At 62.7% G+C, this 14,222-nt stretch carries 10 protein-coding genes, 7 tRNA genes and 1 pseudogene; 14 read left to right on the forward strand and 4 right to left on the reverse strand.

Annotated features, from left to right (window positions below; translation table 11 throughout):
* The first annotated feature begins 47 nt into the window (after positions 1–47).
* On the forward strand, positions 48–464 hold the full coding sequence (locus LOY26_RS07335; protein WP_186664089.1) for a cupin domain-containing protein: 417 nt from the start codon (positions 48–50) through the stop codon (positions 462–464).
* A gap of 56 nt (positions 465–520) precedes the next feature.
* On the opposite strand, the gene LOY26_RS07340 is transcribed toward LOY26_RS07335, so the two are convergent.
* Together LOY26_RS07340 and LOY26_RS07345 are read right to left on the reverse strand one after the other, a co-directional pair.
* Positions 521–596 (reverse strand) — tRNA-Asn (locus LOY26_RS07340).
* Positions 597–669: 73 nt separating this feature from the next.
* Positions 670–1,866 (reverse strand): amino acid aminotransferase, encoded by a 1,197-nt coding sequence (locus LOY26_RS07345; RefSeq protein ID WP_047583564.1) that lies wholly within the window; start codon positions 1,864–1,866, stop codon positions 670–672.
* A 288-nt stretch (positions 1,867–2,154) separates the two neighbouring features.
* Between LOY26_RS07345 and uvrB the strand changes: the two genes are divergently transcribed.
* On the forward strand, positions 2,155–4,170 hold the full coding sequence (uvrB, locus tag LOY26_RS07350) for an excinuclease ABC subunit UvrB (protein WP_033700558.1): 2,016 nt from the start codon (positions 2,155–2,157) through the stop codon (positions 4,168–4,170).
* A 77-nt stretch (positions 4,171–4,247) separates the two neighbouring features.
* Here the strand turns inward: uvrB and LOY26_RS07355 are convergent.
* Positions 4,248–4,520: pseudogene (locus tag LOY26_RS07355) on the reverse strand (EmrB/QacA family drug resistance transporter); the annotation flags it as partial.
* 156 nt (positions 4,521–4,676) lie between these two features.
* On the opposite strand from LOY26_RS07355, the gene gltX reads away from it, so the two are divergent.
* The 12 genes from gltX to LOY26_RS07415 all read left to right on the forward strand — a co-directional run bounded on the left by gltX (position 4,677) and on the right by LOY26_RS07415 (position 10,821).
* Positions 4,677–6,158, forward strand: coding sequence for a glutamate--tRNA ligase (gene gltX / locus LOY26_RS07360; protein ID WP_033700555.1), 1,482 nt, complete (start codon positions 4,677–4,679; stop codon positions 6,156–6,158).
* 245 nt (positions 6,159–6,403) lie between these two features.
* Positions 6,404–6,479: transfer RNA gene (locus LOY26_RS07365), tRNA-Ala, on the forward strand.
* A gap of 72 nt (positions 6,480–6,551) precedes the next feature.
* Positions 6,552–6,627: transfer RNA gene (locus LOY26_RS07370), tRNA-Glu, on the forward strand.
* 53 nt (positions 6,628–6,680) lie between these two features.
* Positions 6,681–6,756: transfer RNA gene (locus LOY26_RS07375), tRNA-Ala, on the forward strand.
* Positions 6,757–6,798: 42 nt separating this feature from the next.
* Positions 6,799–6,874: transfer RNA gene (locus LOY26_RS07380), tRNA-Glu, on the forward strand.
* Between the two features lie 65 nt (positions 6,875–6,939).
* Positions 6,940–7,015, forward strand: a tRNA-Ala gene (locus tag LOY26_RS07385).
* 42 nt (positions 7,016–7,057) lie between these two features.
* Positions 7,058–7,133 (forward strand) — tRNA-Glu (locus tag LOY26_RS07390).
* Positions 7,134–7,296: 163 nt separating this feature from the next.
* The gene (locus LOY26_RS07395) at positions 7,297–7,836 is read left to right on the forward strand and encodes a TetR/AcrR family transcriptional regulator (RefSeq protein WP_047583563.1); all 540 of its coding nucleotides are present in this window, start codon (positions 7,297–7,299) and stop codon (positions 7,834–7,836) included.
* A 25-nt stretch (positions 7,837–7,861) separates the two neighbouring features.
* Positions 7,862–8,695 (forward strand): alpha/beta hydrolase, encoded by an 834-nt coding sequence (locus LOY26_RS07400; protein WP_095064827.1) that lies wholly within the window; start codon positions 7,862–7,864, stop codon positions 8,693–8,695.
* A gap of 76 nt (positions 8,696–8,771) precedes the next feature.
* Positions 8,772–9,206, forward strand: coding sequence for a thioesterase family protein (locus LOY26_RS07405; protein ID WP_033700551.1), 435 nt, complete (start codon positions 8,772–8,774; stop codon positions 9,204–9,206).
* 51 nt (positions 9,207–9,257) lie between these two features.
* Positions 9,258–10,229, forward strand: a complete 972-nt coding sequence (locus LOY26_RS07410) for a tRNA-dihydrouridine synthase (protein ID WP_186653850.1) — start codon at positions 9,258–9,260, stop codon at positions 10,227–10,229.
* A gap of 148 nt (positions 10,230–10,377) precedes the next feature.
* Positions 10,378–10,821: an Hsp20 family protein gene (locus LOY26_RS07415; RefSeq protein WP_033700549.1), complete on the forward strand. Its 444-nt coding sequence runs from the start codon at positions 10,378–10,380 to the stop codon at positions 10,819–10,821.
* 58 nt (positions 10,822–10,879) lie between these two features.
* On the opposite strand, the gene LOY26_RS07420 is transcribed toward LOY26_RS07415, so the two are convergent.
* Entirely contained in the window at positions 10,880–14,176 is a 3,297-nt protein-coding gene (locus LOY26_RS07420; protein ID WP_258714537.1) for a bifunctional diguanylate cyclase/phosphodiesterase, read from the reverse strand.
* Positions 14,177–14,222 lie beyond the last annotated feature (46 nt).

The following is a 14,222-nucleotide window of genomic DNA, read 5'->3' on the forward strand; positions in this document are numbered from 1 at the left end:
GCACCACCGGGCCTAACCTGCTGGCAGTCGCCCATCAGGAGTAGCCCATGAAACCCTCATCTTTTGCCATTGCCTCGCTCATCAGCATTGGCCTGCTCGCCGGCCATATCCCCGCCTGGGCGCATGGCGATGCCCCCGATCAGGTCCAGGTCCTGCAAGAAAAAATACCCAGCAACGCCACCGGTAAAAAGGCGGTGATGCTCACCGTCAGCTATGCCCCCGGCCAGGCGTCGCCCGCCCACCAACACCCTGGGGCAGTCATGGCCTACGTATTGGAAGGTGCGGTGGTTTCAAAGCTCAATGATGAGCAAGAAAAGACCTACAAGGCCGGCGAGTACTGGTACGAAGCGCCTGGGACCGTGCACAGTGTGTCGCGCAATGCCAGTAAAAGCAGGCCTGCCAAGCTGTTGGTGTGGAGCCTGGTGGATGAAGGCAAGCCTGTGACCGAGCCGCTGCAGCAGTAGCAGGGCCGGAAATGAAAAAACCTCCAGTGCTTGCGCAACTGGAGGTTTTCAGTGTTTGGCTCCGCGACCTGGACTCGAACCAGGGACCCAATGATTAACAGTCATTTGCTCTACCGACTGAGCTATCGCGGAATCTGCGTTCATCTTACTGATCACCAAGGGGAAGTCAAGCTTCCCCTCGGTAAACTAGAGCAGAATCAAACAGTTACAGGACTTCGACGATGGCCTTGGTGACCACGTGGATGTTGCTCTGGTTCAGTGCCGCTACCGCGATACGGCCAGTGTCCAGCGCGTAGATGCCGAACTCGTTCTTCAGGCGCGCGACCTGCTCTACAGTCAGGCCCGAGTACGAGAACATGCCAACCTGGCGGCCGACGAAGCTGAAGTCGCGCTTGGCACCGTAAGTCGCCAACAGCTCGACCATCTGCTTGCGCATGCCGTGGATGCGCTGGCGCATTTCACCCAGCTCGTCTTCCCACATCTGACGCAGCTCATCGTTGTTGAGCACGGTGGCGACGATGGTCGCGCCATGGGTCGGCGGGTTGGAGTAGGTGGTGCGGATCACGCGCTTGACCTGCGACAGCACGCGGGTGCTTTCGTCCTTGGAGCCGGTCACGATCGACAGTGCGCCCACGCGCTCGCCATACAGCGAGAACGATTTGGAGAACGAGCTGGAGACGAAGAAGTCCAGGCCCGACTCGGCGAACAGGCGTACGGCGAAGGCGTCTTCGGCGATGCCGTCACCGAAGCCCTGGTAGGCCATGTCGAGGAATGGCACGTGGCCTTTGGCCTTGACCACTTCCAGGACGTTTTTCCAGTCGTCCAGGGTGAGGTCGACGCCGGTCGGGTTATGGCAGCAGGCGTGCAGGACGATGATCGAGCCGGACGGCAGGCTGTTCAGATCTTCGAGCATGCCGGCGCGGTTGACGTCGTGGCTCGGAGCGTCGTAGTAGCGGTAGTTCTGTACCGGGAAACCTGCGGTCTCGAACAGCGCGCGGTGGTTTTCCCAGCTTGGGTCGCTGATGGCCACCACGGCGTTGGGCGACAGGCGCTTGAGGAAATCGGCGCCAATCTTCAGAGCACCGGTGCCGCCAACGGCTTGCACAGTGACGACACGGCCGGCGGCCAGCAGCGGCGACTCGGCGCCGAACAGCAGCTTTTGCACGGCCTGGTCATAGGTGGCGATGCCGTCGATCGGCAAGTAGCCGCGCGAGGCATGCTGGGCAGCACGCTGGGTCTCGGCTTCGATCACGGCGCGCAGCAGCGGAATGCGGCCTTCCTCATTGCAGTAGACGCCCACGCCAAGGTTGACCTTGTCGGTACGTGGATCGGCGTTGAATGCTTCGTTGAGGCCCAGAATAGGGTCGCGGGGTGCCAGCTCGACAGCGGAAAACAGGCTCATTGTTACCTTGGCTCTGAATGGAGAGTGATAGGACGTACACGCTCCAGCCCGAATGCACTGAAGCGGTGCACAAACGGGGAGTCAGTATAGTGATACCGACCGGTCACTGCGACACTCTGGCACAGCTTTTCCAGGCATTTGCGCAAATATTTTTTGACCATTGGTCTATTTGCCGTGTCCACAGCAATAAGCGTTCACACCCGGGGCTTGAAACCGGCCCCGAATGGGCGCATTTGGGTATAGACTACTGGCTAAATTTACAGTTGCTGCAGCACCGCGAGGTCCCTCATGTCCGAGTTCCAGCTCGTCACCCGTTTCCAGCCGGCCGGCGATCAGCCCGAAGCCATTCGCCAGATGGTCGAAGGCATCGAGGCCGGGCTGTCGCACCAGACGCTGCTCGGGGTGACCGGCTCGGGCAAGACCTTCAGCATCGCCAACGTCATCCAGCAGGTGCAGCGCCCGACCCTGGTGCTGGCGCCTAACAAGACCCTGGCCGCGCAGTTGTATGGCGAGTTCAAGGCGTTTTTCCCGAACAACGCGGTCGAGTACTTCGTTTCCTATTACGACTACTACCAGCCCGAAGCCTATGTGCCGTCGTCCGACACCTTCATCGAGAAGGACGCGTCGATCAACGACCACATCGAGCAGATGCGCCTGTCGGCGACCAAGGCATTGCTCGAGCGGCGTGACGCGATCATCGTCACCACCGTGTCGTGCATCTATGGCCTGGGTAGCCCCGAAACCTACCTGAAAATGGTCCTGCACGTGGACCGCGGCGACAAGCTCGACCAGCGCGCCTTGCTGCGCCGCCTGGCCGACCTGCAGTACACCCGCAACGAGATGGATTTCGCCCGTGCCACCTTCCGCGTGCGGGGCGATGTGATCGACGTGTTCCCGGCCGAGTCCGACCTTGAAGCCATCCGTATCGAGTTGTTCGATGACGAGGTGGAGAACATCGCCGCTTTCGACCCGCTCACCGGTGAAGTCTTTCGCAAGCTGCCGCGTTTCACCTTCTACCCCAAGAGCCATTACGTCACCCCGCGCGAAACGCTGCTGGGTGCGGTCGAGGGCATCAAGGAGGAGCTCAAGGACCGCCTCGAATACCTGCACAAGGGCAACAAACTGGTGGAAGCGCAGCGGCTGGAGCAGCGCACCCGTTTCGACCTGGAGATGATCCTCGAGCTGGGCTACTGCAACGGCATCGAAAACTACTCCCGCTATCTGTCCGGGCGCCCCTCGGGCGCACCGCCACCCACCCTCTACGATTACCTGCCAGCGGATGCGCTGTTGGTGATCGACGAATCGCACGTCAGCGTTCCCCAGGTCGGCGCCATGTACAAGGGTGACCGCTCGCGCAAGGAAACCCTGGTCGAGTACGGTTTCCGCCTGCCCTCGGCGCTGGACAACCGGCCCATGCGTTTCGATGAATGGGAGGCGGTCAGCCCGCAGACCATTTTCGTTTCGGCAACCCCCGGCCCTTATGAAGCGGAACATGCCGGGCGGGTGGTCGAGCAGGTGGTGCGACCGACCGGTCTGGTCGACCCTCAGGTAGAAATCCGCCCGGCGCTGACCCAGGTCGATGACCTGTTGTCGGAGATCCGCAAGCGTGTCGATGCCGGTGAACGGGTGCTGGCGACCACGCTGACCAAACGCATGGCCGAAGACCTCGCCGATTACCTGGCCGATCACGACGTGCGGGTGCGCTACCTGCACTCGGACATCGACACTGTCGAACGGGTAGAAATCATCCGCGACCTGCGCCTGGGTACCTTCGATGTGCTGGTGGGCATCAACCTGCTGCGTGAGGGGTTGGACATGCCGGAAGTGTCGCTGGTGGCGATCCTCGATGCCGACAAGGAAGGCTTCCTGCGTTCAGAGCGGTCACTGATCCAGACCATCGGCCGGGCTGCGCGTAACCTCAATGGCCGGGCCATCCTCTACGCCGACCAGATGACTGGCTCGATGCAGCGGGCCATCGACGAGACCGAGCGGCGTCGGGAGAAACAGATTGCCTTCAACCTGGCCAACGGTATCGTGCCCAAGGGGGTGGTGAAGGACATCACCGACATCATGGAAGGTGCCACGGTGCCTGGCTCGCGCAGCAAAAAGCGCAAAGGCATGGCCAAGGCCGCGGAGGAGAGCGCCCGCTACGAGGCAGAGCTGCGCACGCCGGGCGAAATCACCAAGCGTATCAAGCAGCTGGAAGAGAAGATGATGCAGTTCGCCCGCGACCTGGAGTTCGAGGCTGCGGCGCAGTTGCGCGACGAAATTACCCAGTTGCGCGAGCGGCTGATTACCAGCTGATGCTTCGCCACCTGCACTGGCCTCTTCGCGGGGCGGATCGCCGCACCGCGAAGAGGCCAGTGCAGCTAAGCGCCCATTCAGTGCGCTTCGCCAGCCTTCAACCCCTCCGGCAGCTTGCGCGTCAGCAGCACTGCCACCATGCTCACCGCCAAGCCGATCCCGACAAAATGGAAGGCGTCGTTGTACGCCATGATCTGCGCCTGCCGCTCCGCCAGTTGTGCCAGGCGCTCTGCCACCTGCGGATTGCTCGGCACCAGTGACTCGCGCAGGTAGTCGAAGTACACCTTGGTCCGCGCATCCAGCAAGGTGGCAAGCAGCGCGATGCCGATGGCGCCCCCCAGGTTGCGCAGGCGTTGTCGGGTGGTAGCAGGCTGAACTGGGCGCCGGAGGCTGCGAACAGGCTGTTGACCCTACCCTCGACAGTGTCGTTCGCGCGATTGCTGGAGCCCGGTGCCTGCTCCCTGCTAACATCCCGCCTTTGTTTCATCTTTCGTTCGAGACCTTCCATGACCACCGTACGCACGCGCATCGCGCCATCGCCCACGGGCGACCCCCATGTTGGCACCGCCTACATCGCCTTGTTCAACTACTGCTTTGCCAAGCAGCACGGCGGTGAGTTCATCCTGCGCATCGAAGATACCGACCAACTGCGCTCCACCCGCGAGTCGGAACAGCAGATCTTCGACGCCCTGCGCTGGCTCGGCATCGAATGGAACGAAGGCCCGGATGTTGGTGGCCCGCACGGCCCTTACCGGCAGAGCGAACGTGGCGAGATCTATGCCCAGTACGCCAAGCAACTGGTCGATGCCGGCCACGCGTTCTACTGCTTCTGCACCGCCGAAGAGCTGGAGCAGATGCGCGCCGAGCAGATGGCCCGTGGCGAGACCCCGCGCTACGACGGCCGTGCCTTGTTGCTGAGCGCCGAGGAAGTACAGCGCCGCCTGGACGCCGGCGAGCCCCACGTGATCCGCATGAAGGTGCCGAGCGAAGGCATCTGCGTGGTGCCGGACATGCTGCGCGGTGACGTCGAAATCCCGTGGGACCGCATGGACATGCAGGTGCTCATGAAGAACGACGGCCTGCCGACCTACTTCCTGGCCAACGTGGTCGACGACCACCTGATGGGCATCACCCACGTTCTGCGTGGCGAAGAGTGGCTGCCGTCGGCTCCGAAGCTGATCAAGCTGTACGAGTACTTTGGCTGGGAGCAGCCGAAGCTGTGCTACATGCCGCTGCTGCGTAACCCGGACAAGTCCAAGCTGTCCAAGCGCAAGAACCCGACCTCGGTGACCTTCTACGAGCGCATGGGCTTCATGCCCGAGGCGATGCTCAACTACCTCGGCCGCATGGGCTGGTCGATGCCGGATGAGCGCGAGAAGTTCTCCCTGGACGAGATGGTCGAGCACTTCGACCTGTCGCGCATCTCGCTCGGTGGGCCGATCTTCGACATCGAGAAACTGTCCTGGCTCAATGGCCAGTGGCTGCGTGAGCTGCCGGTCGAAGAATTCGCCACACGCCTGCAGAAATGGGCGTTCAACAGCGACTACATGATGAAGATCGCCCCGCACGTGCAGGGCCGGGTCGAAACCTTCAGCCAGGTTGCACCGCTGGGTGGTTTCTTCTTCGAAGGCGCGCTGAAGCTTGATGCCAAGCTGTTCGAGAGCAAAAAGCTGTCGGGCGACCAGGTGCGTCAGGTCATCCAGTTGATCCTGTGGAAGCTCGAAAGCCTGCGCCAGTGGGAGAAGGACCGCATTACCGGCTGCATCCAGGCGGTGGTCGAGGCGTTGGAACTGAAGCTGCGTGACGCCATGCCGCTGATGTTTGCCGCCATTACTGGCCAGGCCAGCTCGGTGTCGGTGCTCGATGCCATGGAAATTCTCGGCCCGGACCTGACGCGCTACCGCTTGCGCCAGGCCCTGGACCTGCTCGGTGGCGTGTCGAAGAAAGAAAACAAAGAGTGGGAAAAGCTGCTGGCGACTATCGCCTGACGTGGCGTTAGCGCGAACCTGTGGGCGCAGGCTTGCCCGTTACCACAGGTTCAAATGCTCAGAAAACCATGGGAGAACAAAGGGCAGGGCGGTAAGTGATTGTTATCTGTGAAAAAACTTTTGGATAATTTCAAAAATTCGTTTGACAGCCGTGCAATCCGATCTTAATATGCGCCCCGTCCACAGCGATGAGCGAAACGAAACGCCAGCCACCCAGCCAGCGATTCTGCTCAAAGCGACATTGTGGGGCTATAGCTCAGCTGGGAGAGCGCCTGCATGGCATGCAGGAGGTCAGCGGTTCGATCCCGCTTAGCTCCACCAAATTCCGCTTAGCAGCCAAGGCTGATAAGCAAGACCGGGTCCAGCAACCGGGTCTTGAAGGTAAGAAGGTTCGTCCCCTTCGTCTAGTGGCCTAGGACACCGCCCTTTCACGGCGGTAACAGGGGTTCGAGTCCCCTAGGGGACGCCAGTTTTGCACAAGCGATGTTTCATTGTGTCGCTGGGCCGAGAGGCTAGAAATCCGGGGCTATAGCTCAGCTGGGAGAGCGCCTGCATGGCATGCAGGAGGTCAGCGGTTCGATCCCGCTTAGCTCCACCAATTTTGCCGCGGTACGTGAAAACGGACCGGCACGAAGGTTACGTCCCCTTCGTCTAGTGGCCTAGGACACCGCCCTTTCACGGCGGTAACAGGGGTTCGAGTCCCCTAGGGGACGCCACTTTTACCCGCGTTTTGCGGGGCTTAAAGAGGCTCATTCGTATATTGGATGAGCCTTTTGTTTTCGGGGCTATAGCTCAGCTGGGAGAGCGCCTGCATGGCATGCAGGAGGTCAGCGGTTCGATCCCGCTTAGCTCCACCAATTTTGCCGCGGTTTGTGAAAATGAACCGGCACGAAGGTTACGTCCCCTTCGTCTAGTGGCCTAGGACACCGCCCTTTCACGGCGGTAACAGGGGTTCGAGTCCCCTAGGGGACGCCAGTTTTACCCGCGTTTTGCGGGACTTTAAAGGCTCATTCGCTTATTGAATGGGCCTTTTGTTTTTTCCCCTCCAACTATTCCCGGTACCGACAGGTGGCTGAGAATTCCGCTTGCCAAAAAATATTACGCCTATCATATTACTAGCATAATATTTGAGGTGGCCATGAACGACAAAAAGAGCAAGACCCGCGAACGGATTCTCGAGGCAGCGCGCAGTGCCTTGATTCAACATGGCCCGGCAGAGCCGAGCGTCAGCCAAGTCATGGGCGCCGCCGGGCTTACCGTCGGGGGGTTCTATGCCCATTTCGACAGCAAGGACGAGCTGATGCTCGAAGCGTTCCGCCAGTTGCTGGGCGAGCGGCGGGCCTTGCTGGCCCAGGTCGACCCTAGCCTGGATGGCGAAGCACGCCGCGCCTTGGTGTCGGCCTTCTACCTCTCGCGCAAGCACCGCGACGCTGAAGTTCATGCCTGCCCGCTGCCCAACGCCCTGGGCGAGATGCAGCGGTTGCCAGAGGTGTTCCGCGAGGTGCTGGCCGAGCACATCGAGCTGATGACCGCGAAAATGGTCGATCGCCCCGAAGACAGCGACAAAGCCCTGGCCGACCTTGCACTGATGGTCGGTGGCCTGGCCCTGGCGCGTGCCCTGGGCACTGGCGAGCTGTCCGACCGTGTATTGCGTGCCGCCAAGTCGGCGGTGATCTGAATAACCACAAGGCGGGAGCAAGGCGATGACTACCCTGAGCTGGATTCGTGGCATCAATGGCACCCTGGGCCACCTGGCGCCGGAGCATGTGGCCGGCAAGATGCGCCGCGCCTTCATGACCCCGCGCACGCTGCCGCCAAGAGCGTGGGAACTGCCACTGCTGGCCAAGGCCGAGCGCATCACCCTGCGCTTCGGGCTTTCGGCGTTGCGCTGGGGCAAGGGCCCGACGGTATTGCTGATGCACGGCTGGGAAGGGCGCCCCACGCAGTTTGCCGCGTTGATCGAAACCCTGGTCCAGGCTGGGCACACGGTAGTTTCGTTGGAGGGGCCGGCGCATGGGCGTTCGCCTGGCCATCAGGCTCACGTGGTGCTGTTTGCCCGCGCGCTGCTGGAAGCGGCGGCCGAGCTGCCGCCGCTGCGTGCAGTGATCGGGCATTCCATGGGCGGTGCCAGTGTGCTGCTGGCGCTGCAGATGGGCTTGCGCGCCGAGGCGGCGGTGAGCATCGCGGCACCGGCGCGATTGCTCGGCGTGTTGCGCGGCTTCGCCCATCACCTGGGGCTGCCAGCGCGGGCGCGGGCAGCGTTCATTCGCCAGGTCGAGCGGGATGTCGGGATGCAGATCGCACGCCTGGATGTCAGTGGTTATCAACTGGAGCTGCCAGGCTTGGTGGTGCATGCCGCTGACGATGGCCTGGTGGCCGCCGAAGAGGCCCAGATCATCCACAAGGCCTGGTTCGACAGCCGCCTGATGCTGTTGGAGGAGGGCGGGCACCAACGGGTGCTGGCCGACCCGCGTTTGGGCGAGGCAGTGCTCGAGCTGTTGAGCCGTGCCAGTGCGCCGGCGCGGCAAAGCGCCTGAGCATCCGTTACACTCGCCAGGACCGTGGAGCGCAAAGCGCCGCAATCTCCCCCAAAGAAACCTCTCAGGAGCGCGCATGAGCTGGGACCTGGCAACACCCTTCATCATCGACCTGCGCGTCGGCAGCGAAGACATCGACGGCCTCGGCCACGCCAACAACGCCGCCTACGTCACTTGGCTCGAACGCTGTGCCTGGCGCCATTCCCAGCGCTTGGGTCTGGACCTGGCCGAGTACCGGCGCCTGGACCGCGCCATGGCCGTGGTACGCCACGAAATTGACTACCTGGCCGCCGGCTACGAAGACGACGAGCTGCAACTGGCAACCTGGATCATCGAATGGGATCAGCGCTTGCGCATGACCCGCCGCTTCCAGCTCAAGCGCCCACGCGATGGTGTGACCCTGCTGCGGGCGCAGACCACCTTCGCCTGTATCGAGTTGTCCAGCGGCAAGCCCAAACGCATGCCGGTCGAATTTATCGAGGGTTACGGCCAAGCGCTGATCGGTGCCTGAAGGCGTACGGTTTTTTGCTAGACTGCCGCCTTTTCCCGCCGAGACCCACACATGCAAATTGCCCTGGCCCCCATGGAGGGGCTGGTCGACAACATCCTGCGCGACGTCCTGACCCGAGTGGGTGGCATCGATTGGTGCGTCACCGAGTTCATCCGGGTGTGCGACCGCCTGTTGCCGCCTTCATCGTTCGACAAGCTGGCGCCTGAGTTGCGCCAGGGCGCAAGGACTGCGGCCGGCGTACCGATGCGTGTGCAACTGCTGGGCTCTGACCCGGTGTGCCTGGCCGAGAACGCTGCGCTGGCCTGTGAGCTGGGGGCACCGGTAATCGACCTGAATTTCGGCTGCCCGGCCAAGACCGTGAACAAGTCGCGTGGCGGCGCGGTGCTGCTCAAGGAGCCTGAGTTGCTGCATGCCATCGTCCGCGAGGTACGCCGAGCGGTACCGGCGGACATCCCGGTCACTGCAAAGATGCGCCTGGGCTTCGACAGCCCCGACGGTGCACTGGAGTGCGCCACGGCCCTGGCCGAGGGCGGTTCGGCGCACCTGGTGGTGCATGCGCGGACCAAGGTCGAGGGCTACAAGCCGCCGGCTCATTGGGAATGGGTGGCGCGGGTGCAGGATGTGGTCAAGGTGCCGGTGTTCGCCAACGGCGAGATCTGGACCGTGGACGACTGGCGGCGCTGCCGCGAGGTCAGTGGTGCCGAGCACATCATGTTGGGGCGCGGGCTGGTGTCGCGGCCCGACCTGGGCCTGCAGATCGCCGCTGCCCGCGACGGCCGGGCGTACCAGCCCATGAGCTGGGATGACCTGCTGCCGCTGCTGCGCGAATTCTGGCGTCAGGCCCAGGCCAAGCTGTCCCCGCGCTATGCGCCGGGGCGGATGAAGCAGTGGTTGGCGATGCTGACCCGCAGCTACCCAGAGGCGGTGGTGCTGTTTGCCGAGCTGCGTCGGGAAGATGATTGCGCGCGCATCAGCCGCTTGCTGGGGGTTGAGGCGCCGGCCTTCGAGGCATGCGTGGCCTGATCTGCCGCTGTGCAGTAAAAGCGGGAAAACAGAAAATTTTTTCGTAGCCCCTCTTGAAAGCCGTTTCACCGGCCATATCTTTTGAGTACGCGATGCCGAAGTCGGGTCGCGTAGTGACTTACTTGCTGAATCTCAGGAGTTTATGACCATGACTACCGCTTTCTCTCTCGCTCCACTGTTCCGTCATTCCGTTGGTTTCGACCGTTTCAACGACCTGTTCGAATCCGCGGCACGTAACGAGGCCGGTAGCAGCTACCCGCCCTACAACGTGGAAAAACATGGCGAAGACCACTACCGCATCGTGGTTGCCGCTGCCGGTTTCCAGGAGCAGGACCTCGACCTGCAGGTCGAAAAAGGTGTCCTGACAGTCTCCGGTGGCAAGCGCGACAGCAGCGCCGCTGAAGTGACCTACCTGCACCAGGGCATCGCCCAGCGTGCCTTCAAGCTGTCGTTCCGCCTGGCCGACCACATTGAGGTCAAGGCCGCTGGCCTGGCCAATGGCTTGCTCAGCATCGACCTGCTGCGCATCGTGCCTGAAGAAGCCAAAGCCAAGCGCATCCCGATCAATGGCGATAAGCCAGCGCTGAACTAACAGTCAGCCGGTCGGTAACGAGAAGGGCACCTCAGGGTGCCCTTTTCGCATTCCGGCATCAGAAATCTGCCGGTGCCTCCAGCAACATCTGGCGGAACTCCGACAATGGCAGTGGCCGGCTGTGCAGATACCCTTGGTACAAGTGGCAGCCCAACTGCTCGAGAAACGCCAGTTGCTCGGTCAACTCCACGCCTTCGGCGATCACCGCCAGGTCCAGGCTGTGGGCCATGGCGACGATAGCGCGGACGATTTCGGCGTCATTGGGGTCGATCGGCGCGTCGCGCACGAAGGTCTGGTCGATCTTCAGGGCGTCCACTGGCAAACGCTTGAGGTAGGTCAGTGACGAGTAGCCCGTGCCGAAGTCGTCCATGGCAAAGCTCACCCCGTGCCGCTTCAGTTCGCGCATCTTGCTGATGGTGTCTTCGAGGTTCTGGATGACGATGCCTTCGGTGATCTCGAGCTTGAGCATCTGCCGTGGCAGGCGGTAGTCGTCCAGGCTGCGCAGGACCCGCCCGACGAAATCGTTCTGGCGGAACTGCCGCGGGCTGATGTTCACGCACAGGCTGAAGTCATTAGCGTCGATCAACCCATCCATGAGCATGTGCGCGCACGCGTCGCAGGCTTCGTCGAGGATCCAACTGCCCACTTCCAGAATCAGCCCGCTTTCTTCCAGCACCTGGATGAACTGCGCCGGCGGCTGCTGGCCGAGTTGCGGGTGGTGCCAGCGCAGCAATACCTCGGCACCAACGATACGGTTGTCGCGGGCATCCACCTGGGGCTGGAAGTGCAGGGCCAGCTCACCCCGGGCCAGCGCCAGGCGAAGGTCGTTTTCCATGCGCAAGCGCTCGCTGGCGGCCTTTTGCATGGTGGTGTGGAACAGCTGGGTGGTGTTGCGCCCGGAGTCCTTGGCCCGGTACAGCGCAATATCGGCGCGTTTGAGCAGGTCTGCCGGGGTGGTGCCGTGATCGGGGATCAGCGCCACGCCGATGCTGGGGGTCACCTGCAGGCGTTGGCCATCCAGCGACATCGGTTCGGCCAGCAGCTCACGCAGGGTATCGGCCAGATCGCGCACCTTGCTTTCGACCTGTTCGCGGCTGCCTTCCAGGCCGCTAAGTAGCACCACGAACTCGTCGCCGCCCAGCCGCGCCACGGTGTCTTCCAGACGCACACTGGCCTCCAGGCGCGCGGTGATGATCTTCAGCACGGTGTCGCCCACCGGGTGGCCGAGCGAATCGTTGATGTGCTTGAAGTGATCGAGGTCGAGAAACAGCAGCGCACCCCGCAGGTTGTGGCGTTTGAGCAGGGCGATCTGCTGGCTCAGGCGGTCCATCAGCAGGGCGCGGTTGGGCAGGTTGGTCAGCGGGTCGTGGTACGCCAGGTGGCGGATCTGCGCTTGGGCATTCTTCAGCTGGCTGACGTCGCGGGCGGTTAGCAGCAGGCAGTCGGTCTCGTTCAGGGTGATCGGTTCCACCGACACTTCGACGGTGAGGATATCGCCGCGCTTGTTGCGCCCGAGCATCTCCCGATGGTGCACCCGGCCCCGCTCCTTGAGCTCGGCGAGCAGGGCGCTGCGCTGCTTGTCGTCGGCCCAGATGCCCAGCTCGTAAACGCTGCGCCCGACCACTTCCGCCGCGCTGTAGCCGGTCAGCCGGCAGAACCCGTCGTTGATTTCCAGGTAGCGGCCGCTGTAGCGCTCGGTGATGGTGATGGCGTCGGGGCTGGAGTGGAAGGCCTTGGCGAACTTCTCTTCACTGGACTTGAGCGCCGCTTCGGCGCGTTGCTGCTGGGTAATGTCGCGCAGGGTGGTGACGCTGCAGGGCTGGTCATCGACACTGATCAGGCAGCTGGATATCACGCAGGTCAAGGGTGAGCCGTTGCGGTGGTTGACCACCACGGCCACGTTGCTCAGGGCCTGTTCGCGGATCACTCGCTCGATGCGTTGCGCGCGTTCGATGGACTCTGCCCACAGGCCGATTTGCTCGGCGGTGCGGCCGATCACCTGGTCGGCGTTCCAGCCGAAGGTCTGGGTGAAGGCCGGGTTGATCTCGATGAACTGGCCGGTGTCCTGGCGGGTCACGCAGATCGGGTCTGGGCTGACCTGGAACAGGCTGGCGAACTTTTCTTCCGAGGCACTCAGGCGCTGTTCGCGCTCTACCTGGTCGGTGATGTCCAGCAGCGTGCCAGCCATGCGCAGGGGGTTGCCCTGGTCGTCCCGGTACAGCCGCGCACGGCTTTCGATATAACGCGAAGTGCCGTTGTCCAGCTGTACCCGGTAGGTGATCTGGTAATTGCCCGCAGGCCCTTCGCGCAGGCTGCGGTAGGCCTGGCGCATGACGTTGCGCTCTTGCTCCGGCACACCTTCGAAAAAGGCATCGAAGGACTCATGGAAGGGGATGGGGTCAAGGCCGTGCAGTTGCGCCGCGCGGGCCGAGCCATACAGCATGCCGCTGGGGATGTGCCAGTCCCAGGTGCCCAACTGCGCCGAATCCAGGGCCAGATCGAGTCGCTCCTGGCTGTCCTTGAGGGCCTGCTCGGCGCGCTTGCGCTCGGTGGTGTCGACGAAGGTGCTGAGCAGAAAGGTCACGCCCTCCAGTTCGATGCCCTGGGTGCAGAGGATGCCGTCATGCACCTTGTCGTTGCTGGCCCGGAACTGCACCTCCAGGTTCAGCGGGCCGCTGCTGGCGCGGGTGGCGTCGAGCATCTGCTGGCGTTGCTCGGGGTGCACCCACAGGCCCAGCTCCAGGCTGGTCTTGCCGATTACCTGGCTGCCCGGCCAGCCGAACATGTCCTCGAAATGCTGGTTGACCTCGAAGATCATGCCGTCGTGGCGACGGGTCAGCAGGATGGCATTGGGGCTCAGGTGAAACAGCGTGGCGAAGCGCTTTTCCGAGTTGATCAGCGCCGTTTCCCGCTCGCGCTGGCGAGTGATCTCGCGGATCACCCCGATCATCTGCGGCCGGCCATGGTGGTCGTGGGTCAGGCTGCCGTTTATCTCCAGCCAGTGCAGGCTGCCATCCGGCCAGCGGATGCGGTGGCGCATGGCCTGCTCCACGGGCTCGCCGTTGACCACTGCCTGGAACAACTGGCGGGTGCGCGCGCGGTCTTCCTCGGGCAGCAGGTCGAGGTAATCGATGTCGTTGGGCAGCGGGCGTTGCGGGTCGAAGCCGAACAACGCCTGGGTGCCGCGTGACCAACTGACCCGACCGGTTTCGATGTCCCACAGCCAGGCCCCCAGGTGGGCACCGTTAAGCGCGGCCAGCAGCTGTGGGGCGTTTTGCCAGGCCTGCTCGGATTCCTGAGGGTCAGCCGCAGAGATACGCGGCAGGCGCGGAAAGCGGTTTGCTGATTTGGGCATTGGTACCAGACCTTTGGCGTTTGAGGCGTCCTTGAGTTGGAAATGC

The sequence above is a fragment of the Pseudomonas sp. B21-047 genome, from assembly GCF_024748775.1.
Taxonomy (GTDB): domain Bacteria; phylum Pseudomonadota; class Gammaproteobacteria; order Pseudomonadales; family Pseudomonadaceae; genus Aquipseudomonas; species Aquipseudomonas capeferrum.

Excerpts from the sequence above, each read along its gene's own strand:
- LOY26_RS07335 (WP_186664089.1), top strand. The coding sequence starts at position 48 with ATGAAACCCTCATCTTTTGCCATTGCCTCGCTCATCAGCATTGGCCTG.
- uvrB (WP_033700558.1), top strand. The coding sequence starts at position 2,155 with ATGTCCGAGTTCCAGCTCGTCACCCGTTTCCAGCCGGCCGGCGATCAG.
- LOY26_RS07415 (WP_033700549.1), top strand. The coding sequence starts at position 10,378 with ATGACTACCGCTTTCTCTCTCGCTCCACTGTTCCGTCATTCCGTTGGT.
- LOY26_RS07395 (WP_047583563.1), top strand. The coding sequence starts at position 7,297 with ATGAACGACAAAAAGAGCAAGACCCGCGAACGGATTCTCGAGGCAGCG.
- LOY26_RS07405 (WP_033700551.1), top strand. The coding sequence starts at position 8,772 with ATGAGCTGGGACCTGGCAACACCCTTCATCATCGACCTGCGCGTCGGC.
- gltX (WP_033700555.1), top strand. The coding sequence starts at position 4,677 with ATGACCACCGTACGCACGCGCATCGCGCCATCGCCCACGGGCGACCCC.
- LOY26_RS07410 (WP_186653850.1), top strand. The coding sequence starts at position 9,258 with ATGCAAATTGCCCTGGCCCCCATGGAGGGGCTGGTCGACAACATCCTG.
- LOY26_RS07400 (WP_095064827.1), top strand. The coding sequence starts at position 7,862 with ATGACTACCCTGAGCTGGATTCGTGGCATCAATGGCACCCTGGGCCAC.
- LOY26_RS07420 (WP_258714537.1), bottom strand. The coding sequence starts at position 14,176 with ATGCCCAAATCAGCAAACCGCTTTCCGCGCCTGCCGCGTATCTCTGCG.
- LOY26_RS07345 (WP_047583564.1), bottom strand. The coding sequence starts at position 1,866 with ATGAGCCTGTTTTCCGCTGTCGAGCTGGCACCCCGCGACCCTATTCTG.